8 protein-coding genes and 5 pseudogenes are annotated in these 12,186 nt (G+C 69.9%); 8 read left to right on the top strand and 5 right to left on the bottom strand.

Annotated features, from left to right (window positions below; genetic code table 11):
- Both ACWFR1_RS39070 and ACWFR1_RS39065 read left to right on the top strand, forming a co-directional pair.
- Positions 1-693 (top strand): annotated as a pseudogene (locus ACWFR1_RS39070) (hypothetical protein); the annotation flags it as partial.
- Between the two features lie 81 nt (positions 694-774).
- Positions 775-920, top strand: a pseudogene (locus tag ACWFR1_RS39065) (IS5/IS1182 family transposase); the annotation flags it as partial.
- Between the two features lie 15 nt (positions 921-935).
- Here the strand turns inward: ACWFR1_RS39065 and ACWFR1_RS39060 are convergent.
- Positions 936-2,114: a Cmx/CmrA family chloramphenicol efflux MFS transporter gene (locus ACWFR1_RS39060; protein WP_453560550.1), complete on the bottom strand. Its 1,179-nt coding sequence runs from the start codon at positions 2,112-2,114 to the stop codon at positions 936-938.
- A gap of 661 nt (positions 2,115-2,775) precedes the next feature.
- On the opposite strand from ACWFR1_RS39060, the gene ACWFR1_RS39055 reads away from it, so the two are divergent.
- Positions 2,776-2,970 carry a hypothetical protein gene (locus tag ACWFR1_RS39055; RefSeq protein ID WP_453560547.1) on the top strand — a complete coding sequence of 65 codons (195 nt, stop codon included), beginning with the start codon at positions 2,776-2,778 and terminating at the stop codon, positions 2,968-2,970.
- A 116-nt stretch (positions 2,971-3,086) separates the two neighbouring features.
- Positions 3,087-3,596: pseudogene (locus ACWFR1_RS39050) on the top strand (hypothetical protein); the annotation flags it as partial.
- Here the strand turns inward: ACWFR1_RS39050 and ACWFR1_RS39045 are convergent.
- The 3 genes and pseudogenes from ACWFR1_RS39045 to ACWFR1_RS39035 all read right to left on the bottom strand — a co-directional run.
- Positions 3,586-4,072: pseudogene (locus ACWFR1_RS39045) on the bottom strand (transposase family protein); the annotation flags it as partial. The pseudogenes ACWFR1_RS39050 and ACWFR1_RS39045 overlap by 11 nt on opposite strands.
- Before the next feature lie 212 nt (positions 4,073-4,284).
- On the bottom strand, positions 4,285-4,479 hold the full coding sequence (locus ACWFR1_RS39040) for a hypothetical protein (RefSeq protein WP_453560544.1): 195 nt from the start codon (positions 4,477-4,479) through the stop codon (positions 4,285-4,287).
- 81 nt (positions 4,480-4,560) lie between these two features.
- The gene (locus ACWFR1_RS39035) at positions 4,561-5,688 is read right to left on the bottom strand and encodes a CapA family protein (RefSeq protein ID WP_453560541.1); all 1,128 of its coding nucleotides are present in this window, start codon (positions 5,686-5,688) and stop codon (positions 4,561-4,563) included.
- A gap of 132 nt (positions 5,689-5,820) precedes the next feature.
- Between ACWFR1_RS39035 and ACWFR1_RS39030 the strand changes: the two genes are divergently transcribed.
- The 3 genes from ACWFR1_RS39030 to ACWFR1_RS39020 all read left to right on the top strand — a co-directional run bounded on the left by ACWFR1_RS39030 (position 5,821) and on the right by ACWFR1_RS39020 (position 8,346).
- A complete protein-coding gene (locus ACWFR1_RS39030) occupies positions 5,821-5,991 on the top strand; it encodes a hypothetical protein (RefSeq protein ID WP_453560538.1) in 171 nt (56 codons plus the stop codon).
- Positions 5,992-6,588: 597 nt separating this feature from the next.
- On the top strand, positions 6,589-7,467 hold the full coding sequence (locus tag ACWFR1_RS39025) for a universal stress protein (RefSeq protein ID WP_453560535.1): 879 nt from the start codon (positions 6,589-6,591) through the stop codon (positions 7,465-7,467).
- Between the two features lie 24 nt (positions 7,468-7,491).
- Positions 7,492-8,346 (top strand): DMT family transporter, encoded by an 855-nt coding sequence (locus ACWFR1_RS39020; protein WP_453560532.1) that lies wholly within the window; start codon positions 7,492-7,494, stop codon positions 8,344-8,346.
- A gap of 166 nt (positions 8,347-8,512) precedes the next feature.
- Here ACWFR1_RS39020 and ACWFR1_RS39015 read toward each other — a convergent pair whose 3' ends face one another.
- Positions 8,513-10,837: a heavy metal translocating P-type ATPase gene (locus ACWFR1_RS39015; RefSeq protein WP_453560530.1), complete on the bottom strand. Its 2,325-nt coding sequence runs from the start codon at positions 10,835-10,837 to the stop codon at positions 8,513-8,515.
- A 961-nt stretch (positions 10,838-11,798) separates the two neighbouring features.
- On the opposite strand from ACWFR1_RS39015, the pseudogene ACWFR1_RS39010 reads away from it, so the two are divergent.
- Positions 11,799-12,059: pseudogene (locus ACWFR1_RS39010) on the top strand (transposase); the annotation flags it as partial.
- Positions 12,060-12,186 lie beyond the last annotated feature (127 nt).

Here is a 12,186-nt window from a genome sequence, read left to right as displayed (position 1 = left end):
ACGATCCCCGATCGCCTACGAGAACGCCTTCCACCCAACATCAACTACCCTGACCCGAGCCGCATAGACGTGTTCAACATCCGGGGTCAAGGCCCCCCCGACCCGGTCCTCGCCCTGCGCACCGCACGCCGGCTCATGGAGGTCGGCCGCCGCGAGTATTCGAGTGTCTCCGCTTTCGCCGAGCTATCCTCCGTTGCCGAGGTCCGGCGAGTGGCCAAGGCCATGCCCGAGGGCTGGTTCCGCGGAGCGTCCGAACTGGAAGAATTCCGAGGGGTGCCGTTCGAGGACCAGCCTGCTTTCGTCGTAGGCGTCCCGGCGAGCGACCTGCCGGCAGACGAGGCAGCCTTCGAGAGGCGACTGCCGGTGGAATGGGACGTGCTGGACCAGCCGGTCGACAGCATCGAGGATGCCTTCACCACGACCATCGGCCCCAACACAGGCGAGATCAACTGGCAGTCACTGGAGTGGCCTGATGTGCCCGAGGCGGGATTCCATGGCGAGTCCACACATGCTGAAGTGACGCTTCTCTTCAACAACCGCACCCGCCACTGGAACGAGCCCGCCGACGACCACACCGTCCTCGTCCACGTGCGCAGCGCCAACTTCGACGGACACCAGAGAAACGAGCCGTACGCTCACTGGCTCGCCGCTCAGGTGGGACTCACGGTCATCGGACCCGAACAACAGTGCTGAAGGCGGCCCACCGACCTTCGGCTGCCCACCGACGGTGTCAGCCGCAGAAACGACAACACCACCCGTCGGAGCCCCGGCCGTCAACGAGTGGGACGACACCGATGGACGATCGAACGCACCATGGCCTGGCTCGCCGACTCCACCGACGCTACGAACGCAAGGCTGACTTCCGCGCCTTCACGAGCATCGCCTGCACCCTGATCTGCTACCGCAGACTAGCCAAATGAGGTGACCCGCATGTGTCATTGGATCACCTCGGTGCTCCGGCCGCCTGTGATGGCGGCGAGGAGGGGATACGCGATGAGCAGCGCGATCGCGACGAGGATTCCACTTGCCCAGAGCGGCCCGAGGGCCCCAGCTTCGGTGCTGAGGGTGGCCGCAGCGATGACGGGGCCGACCGCGGCGCCCACGTTGAGTGCCGCGGTCGCATACGAGCCGGCCATGGTGGGGGCTCCCACGGCCTCGTAGAGGACTCGCGTGATCAGTGTGCTGCCCAGCGCGAAGGACAGTGCACCCTGCACGAACACAAGGATGAACAGGACGACCGGCTCGTTGGCCAGCATCGCCAGCGCCGGCCAGCCGATGAGCAGCAACGGACCGGCGACCGCGATGACCAGACCGGGACGCCGGTCGGAAAGCCGGCCGGCGACGGTGACGCCCACGAAGGAACCGGCACCGAAGAGCACCAGAGCGACAGAGATCCACAACTCGCCCAGCCCCGCGCTGTCGGTCACCACGGGGGCGATGAAGGTGAGGCTTCCGAAAGTTGCCGCGTTCACCAGCGCGCCAAGTAGCATCACCAGGATCAACGGCTGCCTAGTGAGCTGGGCGAGTTCCGCTCGCAGCGCTGGCCTGCCAGTCGTCTCATCCTCGTTACGTCCTGCTGGGATTCCCTTCAGGATGCCGAGAGCTGCGGGCAGGCAGAGCGCGGCGACGGCCCAGAAGGTGGCCCGCCAGCCAAGCAACGCGCCGAGCATCGACCCACCAGGGACACCGGCGATCGTGGCCACCGTCGTTCCTGACAGCAGCACGGCCAGCGCGCGTCCCTTCCTGTCGGGGGATACCAGCGTGGCCGCAGCCGTCAGAGCGACGGCAAGGAACCCTGCGTTCGCGAGCGCGGCAACGACTCGGGTAGCGAACACGATAGGGAAGCTCGTGGTGATGGCGCCCACGGCGTGAGCTGCCGCGAATACGAGGACGAACCCGAGAAGTGCTGGGCGCCTAGGCCAGTCACGAGCCAGTGCGGCCACAAGGGGGGCTCCAACAATCATGCCGATCGCGAAGGCCGAGGTGAGGACGCCTGCTGTCCCGACGGTGACGTCAAGATCTGAGGCGATGTCCGGCAAAAGGCCAGCGAGCATGAACTCCGAGGTGCCCATGGCGAAGACCGCCATGGCAAGCAGGTACAGCGGAAAAGGCATCGAATGGCTCCGAGGTGAGGAGAGGCACGAGAAGGTCATCTCGTCACCGCGGCCAGCCCCAAGCGCTCACTCGTCCCACCGCAGAAAGCGGCGCGACGACAGGGCTACGAGCTCAGTGGTTCAGGGGGCTGACGGCGTGACCGAAAGCCCCCACCTTGTCTGACTCAGGACTCGACATGGCCCGCACAGTACCCGATCGATGCCCGTCAAAGCATCTGGGTTTCACGGACATCGGCCTGTGAAACCAACGTCATGTCCCGCAACACCTACGTATATCGATCGCCTAAGGAGATGGCAAATTTTTGAGACTGAGCCGCTGTGCCAACTACCTGAGACTGCGGAAGGGATGCTGGCCAGCGATCCCAGGCGGTGCCACAAGTGGTGAGAACCTACATGGCTCGTCCTCACCGACTTCGACCTGAACGCCACCGAGGTCTTCGGCGACGCGGCGCTGATCGCGGGGCTGCTCACCGATCCGGAGCTCGACGCGGTGCGTCACCCGAGCATCGCCGAGAGCCGCGGCGGCTGAACCCGGGCGGCCGGCTTCCCGAAATCCCACCCGTATGGCCGCCCCGCCATACGCCCGGACGGACCGCCCATTCCGCCACACTGTCCGCCGAACGCCGCAATTCCGGTGCGGCGACGGAGGGACGTGAAGGCGATGGCCGTTTCCATTTCTGTCGTGGTGCTGCTCCTGGTGCTGGCCGTGATCTTCCTGCGCAGCGGCGGGCTCAAGGTCAGCCACGCCCTCGTGTGCGCCCTGCTCGGCTTCTTCCTCGCGGGGACCAGCGTGGCGCCCACGATCCACGACGGGGTAGCCGCCACCGCCAACGTCGTTTCGAGCCTCCGGCCGTGACTGTTGCGGGATCGTGAACTGCCCGTGAAACACAGGGCAGTCGCATGTACATCCCTCCCCCTCGGGCCTTGCGTCGGCGGCCGGCGCGACAGATTGTCAGCAACCGAGGAGCCGCCGTGACCACCCACCCGCCCCGCAGACGCGCCCGCGCGTTCACGCTGATCGCCGTGCTGAGCGCGGCGCTCCTCGCGGGCGCCGCCCCCGTCGCGCAGGCCGAGGAGATACCCCTCGCCCTCGGCCACCGCCTCGTCGACCACGACGAAGGCGCCCCCGCCACCGCCCGACCCGTGCCCGGCAAGGCCCCCGCCCAGCACCCGTACCTCGCCCTCAACGGACGCAGCGGCATGCACGCCGACGGGGCCTGGCAGCGGGACCCACCCGTACTCCGGGCCCTCGGCCGCGATCCGCAGGTCGACAGCGAGAAGATCGCCCCCGTCGGCGGCGAGTGCGCCACCGTCACCTTCGACTCCGGCGGCCGTCTCGTCACCGTCTGCGGCACCTTCAGCGGCTTCCTCCTGAAGCTGCTCGACCCGCGCACCCTCGACACCCTCGCCGAGCACAAGCTGCCGCAGCGCTCCTCCACCGTCGAGGCCATCACCCGCCTCGACTTCGAGAAGATGATCCGGATGATCCGGTGGGTGCGGGCAGCGGTCAGGTCGTGGGTGCGGCCCGGCAGAGCGGGCGAGAGCCACAGCAGCCGACCGTCGGGATCGGTGACGACCTGCACGTTCACGCCGTGGCGCCGGTGCTTGTGGGAGTAGTCGGCCCGGCCGTCGCCGCCCCGGTCGCACTCGGCGAGAGTGCCGTCGAGCAGGACGAAGTCGGGTTCGTGGTCGCGCAGCGTCTTGAGCAGGCCCGGTGCACGGGCGGCGAGCAGGTCGACGACCGTGCTGGTGTAGGCATGGGCGGTGGACTCGCTGATCCCGAACCCGGCGGCGATCTTTGCCGGAGTGGTGTGCTCTCGTAGGTACACCAGTGCCACCATCGCGCGCTGGGACGGACGGAGCTTGCAGCGCCGGTCGCCCTCACGGGTGACGATCAGCATGGTGACCCACTCCACGAGTGCATGCGGCAGGTCGAGTGCGGCAGGACGCATGACCAACGAGGCCCCCGAGCAACGTGATTGAGACGTCAGACATCTCGATCAACAGCCCGGGGGCCTCGCTCGTTGCGTTTCACGGACCGTCACCCGATCGGTGGTCACATCGAAGAAGCTCATTGATGGTGGTCATGTAGTTGGGCCGCAGCGGAGGACGGGAGTGCGGGAGCTGCCGAAGGTGCCGGACGGCCGCCCCGTGCTCAGACTCGTCTGGGTCATGCCGAGCCTTCCGTGATGTCTTCGGGTTCCTCGCCCTCGGCCGTGTTCAGAACAGCGAGGGGATTTGCTGCGTCGGTGGTGTCCGCGGCTTCCGCCGGGTCCTCGGTCAGGTCCTCGTCGGAGAGGAGGTCGAGCGGGGCCCACCGCACAGCGGAGGGCGCGGTGGACGTGGTCAGGGAACGGGCGAGCACCCACGGTCCTCGGACTGCGGGGGAACTGTCAATGTCGGTGCAGGTCCGCCCTCCCTCGCGGGCCTATGCCGGCCGGGCGCCCTAGTGGGCGGGCGGACCGTCGACGTCGAAGGTGAATGTGCCGTCCGGGTCGTACGCGACGCGCGAGCCGAAACCGCGGCCGAGTCGGCCCAGGATCTCCTGAAGCCACCAGCAGTCTTCCACCGACGCCCGTTGAAGCCGCATTCGCCGGCTCTGGAAGGGCGCGATGCGCAGTTCGCGGAGTCTGCCGGTGTCGGGCTCGAGCGAGGGGAAGTAGAGCAGTCGGAGGTCGTCCCGGTACTTCTCGTATCCGGTGATGCCCTCGTAGTCGTTGACCAGGTCGCCGCAGCCGTAGGCGATGAGCCTGCCCCGGTACAGCTCCAGCGGCCGGGGATGGTGCGAGGAATGCCCGTGGATCACGTCCGCGCCGCCGTCGACGAGCGCGTGCGCGAAGCGGACCTGGTCGCGGGGGACGGTGTAGCCCCAGTTGGAACCCCAGTGGATCGAGGCGATGACGATGTCGCCAGGTCGTTGCACCTGCCGGATCCGGGCGACCACCGTGGCCGCCGCGGTCTCCGAGGCCTCGGGTATGTAGTCGATCCCGCTCTGGTCGGCCGTGGCGGCCCAGCTCGGCGGGATTCCGCTGGACGGCATGCCGAAGGAGTGGACCAGGATCCGCCGACCGCCCTCGACGGGGACGCTCGCCGGCCGCCGGGCCCCGTCCGCGTCGCGTCCTGCCCCCGCTGAGGCGAATTCGGCGCCGGCCAGTGTGCCGAGGGTCTCCGCGAGCCCGCGGCGGCCGAAGTCGAGGACGTGGTTGTTCGCCAGGACGCACACGTCGGGACGGGCGGCGGCCAGGCAGGGCAGGTTGGCGGGATGCATGCGGTAGTGGACCGCTTTGCCCGGTGCGAAGTCGTTGCTCCGCGTGATGCTGGTCTCCAGGTTGAGCACCACGGCGTCGGGCGCGGCCCGGTCGAGGATCCGCAGTGTGTCGCCCCAGGGCCAGGAAAAGTCGACCGGGCGGGGAATCGGGCCGTTCGCAGCCTCCGCCAGCTCGACGTAGGACCGGGCGTCACTAACGTACGTCTCCGTCAGCGCGGGATCACCGGGGTGCGGAAGTATCTGGTCGACACCCCGCCCGAGCATCACGTCGCCGGCGAGGCACAACGTGATCAGATCACCCTGCATCCGTCCAGGCTAGAACCCTGCCACCGGGATGTCACGGGAACCGATCGGCGAGTGCGGTCATCCCCGGACAGGCCGCGGCGATCTCCTCCCACAGGGTCGTTTCCTTCGGACGCAGGTTTCTGGGAGCGCGGGGTGAGGGTACCGGCGATCTGGACGCTGTGCAGCGGCCTGGTCGACGTCTTCCGGCAGGGTGCCGACCCGCTGCAGGTTGCCGTCGGGGAGCGGTGTGTCGGCGAGGATCTTCTCGTCGGCATCCCGGCAGACGGCGCGGGGGGAAAGACCCCGGCCGCGAGGAGGCGGTGAACCTGCTGGCATTCACCTCTTCCGCGAAGCTGCCGGGTCTGGCTCTGGAGGAGATCCGCGAGTTGCTCGACGTACGTGAGGAGGGTGTGTGCGCCTCGGTGCGGGCGCGGATGCTGCCGCTGATCGCGGACCGGATCCGGGACACGGACGGTCGGGCCGCAGAACTGCGGCCTTTCTTCGCTCGCCTCGCCGGGGTCCATACGGCACTTTCCGGCCCGGCGCCAAAGGCCGCGTCCGGTCCGGACTGCGGCTGCACGACGGACGGTACGGCGCCGACGGCGGGTCCGGTGCCGCTCACGCTGTCCCCGTTCCGGCCTGCCGAGGCGCAGACTCCGGTGGAGGCGTGGCGGCAGGGCCGCCGCCGGTACCGCCGCCAGCGGCAGTCCGATACGGGAGGACGAGTCCACCGCGTTCCGACGGTCCTCGACCCTGCTGCGCCACGCGCCCCTCGGCGGTTCGTTCCACCGCGCCGTGCTCGACATCCGTCACCGTGGCACGCTCGAGTCCCACTCCCTCCGACTCGCGCGGCGAGCGCCGGCCTGGAATGGTCTGAGACACTGGTTACGACCCGCTGTCTCTCCGAGGGGAGGGCACCGCATGTCCCTCCCGGTGACCGTCGGTGTGGACGGGTCGCCCGAGAGCATCGCAGCCGCGGAATGGGCTGCACACGAATCGGAAATCCGCGGCGCGCCACTGCTCATCGTGCACGCGGACGAGTGGGCGGGAGCGGCGTTGCCGGGTGTCGGCCCTGATGCGCGGTGCCGCCGGGCCGATGAGCTGCTGGCCGAGACCGCGGAGTGCGTGCGACGGCAGCATCCCGCTCTTGAGATCGATACGCGGCAGCTGGCCGGACCGCCCGCGACAGCCCTGGCCGGTGCGGGTGCGGAGGCAGACCTCTTGGTGCTCGGTTCACGCGGCCTGAGCGGTCTCAGAGGCTTTCTCCTCGGCTCGGTCGGCATGGCGGCGATCGTCGCCACTCCGCGTCCCGTCGTGCTCGTACGGGTGCCGGGACGGTCCACCGTTCCCGCGTCGCGGCCCGCCGCGGCCGGTTCCTCGCGCGACGTGGTCGTGGGGGTGGACATCGATCAGTTCTTCGACCCGCTGCTCGACTTCGGATTCCACGAGGCCGCCGGCCGGGGCGCCCGCCTGCTCGCGCTGTATGGATGGTCGATTCCGCCCGTGGTCCGCGATGCCTCGGCCCTTGTGGCGGCGGAGCGGGAGATGGGGCCCGACATCGCGCGTCGCCTTGCGGCGGATCTGCGGCCCTGGCGGCTGAAGTTCCCCGCCGTGGACCTCGTGGAGCGATCGTGCGTGGGCGGCCCCGCGCAACTGTTGTTGCAGGCGGCGGAGAACGCGGAACTCGTGGTTGTGGGCCGACGTATGCGCAGGGGGGCCCTGGGCGCGCACGTCGGGTCCGTCGCTCATGCGGTGATCCACCACTGCGCCGTACCGGTTGCGGTCATCGCTCATGAGTGATCAGGCGGCCAGGATGCCGGGCCCGTGAACACCCTGGTGGCGGTGCCGAGCGCCCTGATGGCAGCCCTGTGTTTCGGGGTCGGGTCGGTGCTTCAGCACGAGGCGGCACGACGAGCACCCCCGCAGAAGGCCCTGCGTCTGCGGCTTCTGTTCGACCTGGTGCGTCGGCCGATGTGGCTGGTGGGGACGGTACTGTCCATCTCCTCGTTCGCTTTCCTGGCTCTGGCGCTGGCCTTCGGGCCGTTGGTCCTGGTGCTGCCGCTTGCGGCGACCGATCTCGTCTTCGCCCTGCCGTTGCTGGCTCTGCGGCGCGGGGAACGACTGAGCCGTTCCGAGGTGACCGGAATCGTCTGCACGGCGGGAGGCGTGGCGGTGTTCCTCGTGGCGCTCCCGCACTCTCCCTCGGGAACCTCGGCCGCGGCCGTACGCGACTGGGCGCTGGTGTTCGTGGCTGTTGTCGGCGTGGTCGTACTGCTGGCTGCCGTGGGAGCGAGCCGGCCGGGTCCGGTGCGGACGGCCTCGTACGCCGTCTGCGCGGCCGCGATGCTGGCTCTTCTCGACGCCCTGACCAGGAGCACGGCCGACCTGGTGCGGACAGGCGGTTTCGGGGCGCTTTTCCACTGGGAACTGTATGCGCTGATGGCCGTCGGAGTGACGGCTCTGGTGCTCTCGCAAAGTGCCTTCCAGGCGGGTTCCTTGGCCATCAGTCTGCCGATCATCGACACCCTGGAGCCGATCTGCGCCGTGGCCATCGGCGTGGCTGTCTTCGATGAGCAGCTCGCCGTCACGGTGTGGGCCCTGGCGGTGCAGATGGCGGGGGCAGCGGCGGCGGTGATCGGGATCGCGCTCCTGGGACGATCGCCGCTGGCGACGGACTGACGCGCCTCAGTCGTCGATGCCGTCACTGTTCGTCCCCATGGGCGTTCGCTCCGGGGCGGCTCCCGCTCGGCTCATCGCTGAGGTTCCGTGGGGGCACGTCGACGGACCGGCATGCGGCCCGGCGCGGGTGTGCGGGCGGAGGCCCAGTGGCGGCACCGCTGTCGTTTCACGGTGCGAGGGAGAAGTAGTTCTCTTCTTCCTGGGTGAAGTGCAGGCGCAGGACGGTGTTCAGGCCGTAGAGGCAGGAGCGCAGGTCGTCGAGTTGTTCGGGGGCCAGGCCGCTGCTTGTGCGGGCGAGCTGGAGGTGGGTGGCGATGCGGCGGGAGAGGCGTTCGATCTCGGTGTGCGCGCGGCTCATCGTGGCGGTGGCCTCGGGTCCCCCGAGGGTGGGGGCCAGCGCCGGGTAGAGCTGGTGCTCTTCGGCGTACTCGTGCGGCAGGAGTCGTTCGGTCAGCAGCCGGTGGGTTTCCTCCACGGCCGTCAGGGCGGTCGGGCCGGGGGTGTCGGAGAGCCGGTCGGCGGCGTCGCGCACGGAGTCGAGGACATCCCTCAGGTCGTCGTGTTCGGCCGCGAAGCGGTGGATGAGGGCTTCGGCGGCGGGGGTGAGGGCCGGACGCGCGGCCTGGTCGACGCGCAGGGCGCGCAGGGCGTTGAGGATCACGGCGACGTCGATGCCTTCCTGGAGCAGCGCGCCGACGGCGGGCGGGAGCAGACCGGCGGCCGCCGCCGCCATGGCTGCCAGCGACATGACCATGCCGCCGAGGGCGCTCTGCACGGCGATGCGGCGGGCGCGCTGGGCGATGGTGACGGCATCGGCGAGGCGGTCGACACGGTCGGTGGTCAGGACGATGTCGGCGGCTTCCGAGGAGGCGGTGGCGCCACGGGCGCCCATGGCGACGCCGACGTCGGCGGCGGCGAGGGCGGGGGCGTCGTTCACGCCGTCGCCGACCATGACGGTCACCGCGCGCGCACGCTCGTCGCGTACGGCGCTGACCTTGTCGGCCGGGCTCAGCTCGGCGCGTACGCCGTCGAGGCCGAGGACGGCGGCGACCTCGTGGGCGGGTGCGGCCCGGTCACCGGTGAGCATCAGGATCCGTTGGATGCCGGCCGCCCGCAGGTGGCGCAGGGTGCGCGGCGCGTCGTGACGCAGCGGGTCGCGCAACAGGATCGCACCGGCGAGGTGTCCGTCGAGGGTGAGCCAGGCGACGGCGGCGCCGTCGAGGAGCGCGCGGTTGTCGACCGCCTTCGACCATGTCGGCCGCGCGTCATCCGGAACGAGGCGCCCCACGGAGACCTCGTACCCGTTCACGGTGCCGGTGGCGCCCCGTCCGGGCTCCTCGGTGACGTCCGTCGGGACAGAGAGCTCAAGATCGCGTTCCCGAGCTGTGTCGACGATGGCCTGTGCCAGGACGTGCGGCGAGTATTGGTCGAGTGAGGCCGCCAGACGCAGGACTTCCGAGGGCGTGACGTCGGGGGCTGCCGTGACGTCGATGACGCGGGGGCGGCCGCGGGTGAGGGTCCCGGTCTTGTCGAGCAGGAGGGTACGGGCGCGGCCGAGGTTCTCCAGCGCTCCGCCGTCGCGAATGACCACGCCCAGGCGGGAGGCGCGGGAGAGACCCGAGACGATGGCGACCGGGGCGGCGAGCAGCAGAGGGCAGGGCGTGGCGACGACGAGGACGGCGACCGCGCGTACCGCGGAGCCGCTGATCAGCCAGGCCAGGCCCGCCACCGCAAGGGACAAGGGCAGGAACCAGGCCGCGTACCGGTCGGCCAGCCGCACGACCGGCGCGGACTCGGCCCCGGCCTGGCGGGCCAGGCGCACGATCCCGGCGTACGTGCTGTCCTGCTCGGTGGCGGTGGCCCGCAGTTCGAAGGCGCCGCCCGCGTTGACCACGCCGCTGCGGACCGGCTCGCCCCGGGGCTGCTCGACCTGCATGGACTCACCGGTGAGTACCGACTCGTCCAGGACGGCGGCCGCGCTCTCCACACGGCCGTCGACGGGTACGACCTCACCGGGGCCGACGACGAGCAGGTCACCGACGGCGACCTCGGCTGTCGGCACCGTGACCACCCCGGCGTCCGTGCGGCGGCGCGCCGAGCGCGGCGCGTGCTCCAGCAGGACGCGCAGATCGTGCGAGGCGCGCCGCTGGGCTGCGGCTTCGAGCGTGCGGCCGGTGGCGAGCATGAGGGCGATCAGGGCGCCGGCCAGGTACTCGCCCACGGCCAGCGTGCCGCCGAGCGCGAGCACGGCGATCAGGTCCACGCCCGCCTGCCCGCGCCGCAGCGCGGCGAGCACCCACATCACCGCGGGCACGATGGCGGCGACGGTTCCCAGAGCCCAGAACAGGTCCGACAGATCCTGCGCGCCGACGAGCCAGGCGACGCCGCCGCCGACCAGCGCCGCCGCGGTGACGGCCAGGAGGACCGGTTCGAGACGTAGGGAGGTGATCGCCGTGGTGATGCGGCGCAGCCGTGCTGCGGTGGGATTCATGGCGTACCTCGATCCGTGCGGTGTGGTGACCGCGGGGCTCGGTCCTTCCATCTCACCGTGGCAGTGACCTCGACGGCAGGGGCCGACCGGCCCTTCTGCCGGGCCGGACGGCAGGGCCCGGCGCGCACGCCTGGCAGGTCCGTTACGTGCACGGGGCAGCGGACATCGTCCGTGAACAGCGCTCCTTGCCGTGTCCCGGCGACAAGTTCGTGTACGAGGCTTCGTGCGGAGTGACCGGATCGGGGAGTGCCGTCTCGTCGTAGTGCACATCGGCGCCGGAGAAGACTGCGTCAGCGGAGACGTGCACCAGCCGGATGCCCCCGCCGCACCGTCGCCTCAGCCGGGCGGACGGAACCGTCGGCGGTGACGCCCATTCGGCGTCACCGATGGCCGCGTTGATCAGTACGCTGGGCGCTACCCTGCCGAGGGCCAGCTCGATTTGTTCGGCGTCGCGGAGGTCCAAGCGGTGCCACGAGACGCCAGGGGCTTCGCCGGGTCGGGAGTTGAAGGTCGCGGCTGCCGGGCGGCCTGCGGAGATTGCCTGCCGTACCAACTTGGTCCGCAGGAACCCGCTGCCGTCGCCTCATTGGACTCAGACGCTTCGAGCGGGCGGAACAGATCATTGAGGGGCACTGTCTCGACGGGTTCCTTCTTGGCGAGCTCTCTGCGGCTCTCGGACTTGCCGGCCACTGCAAGGAGGCTGAGCGCCTGGCTCGCCGGGCGTACGAGGTGAGCGGTAACCGGAACGGTCAGCGCAGCCTGGTTTACCACCCTGCTGACGCTGGGCATGCGCCACCCGGCGCACGCATTTACTCATGGGCCGCCGACACCGGAGACCCAGTCGTCGCGCGGTGGCTCACTGCGTACCACGAAGCCCGCGGCGATCGGATCGCGGCAGAGCGGCGAGGCCGTGTTTTAGAAGTGGGCTTCGCCGCTCGTCCTGCGCCGTGATGATCGCGGTGTGGGGCGAGGGGATCTTTCTGATGGTCAGTGGGCTGTGCTGGAACCAATGCTGCCGGTGGCGGTGTCGGGGCGGCCGCCGTCGGGCCGGCGAAGGCTCATCGACAGGATTCGGTGGCGGGTGCGGACTGGTGCTCCGTGGAGGGACCTCCCGTCGGAGTACGGGCCGTGGCAGACGGTCTATGGGCTCTTCCGCCGCCGGCAGCGTGACGGCACCTGGCCTGCACTCACCATCTGGATGGCCGCCCGTGACCTCTCCGGACGGCCAACCAGGCAGGTCGGCGAGTTCTAGAACCAACGCCGTTCAGTTAAGGGTGGGGGTTGTTCGTCAAGGCCGGTGAACGAGGCAGCGGAGCTGCTGTAGAAGAGGGTTGTCCTCCAAGACATCC

It is taken from the genome of Streptomyces sp. NPDC055103 (genome assembly GCF_053607625.1).
This window is presented reverse-complemented; position numbering and strand designations above follow the sequence as displayed.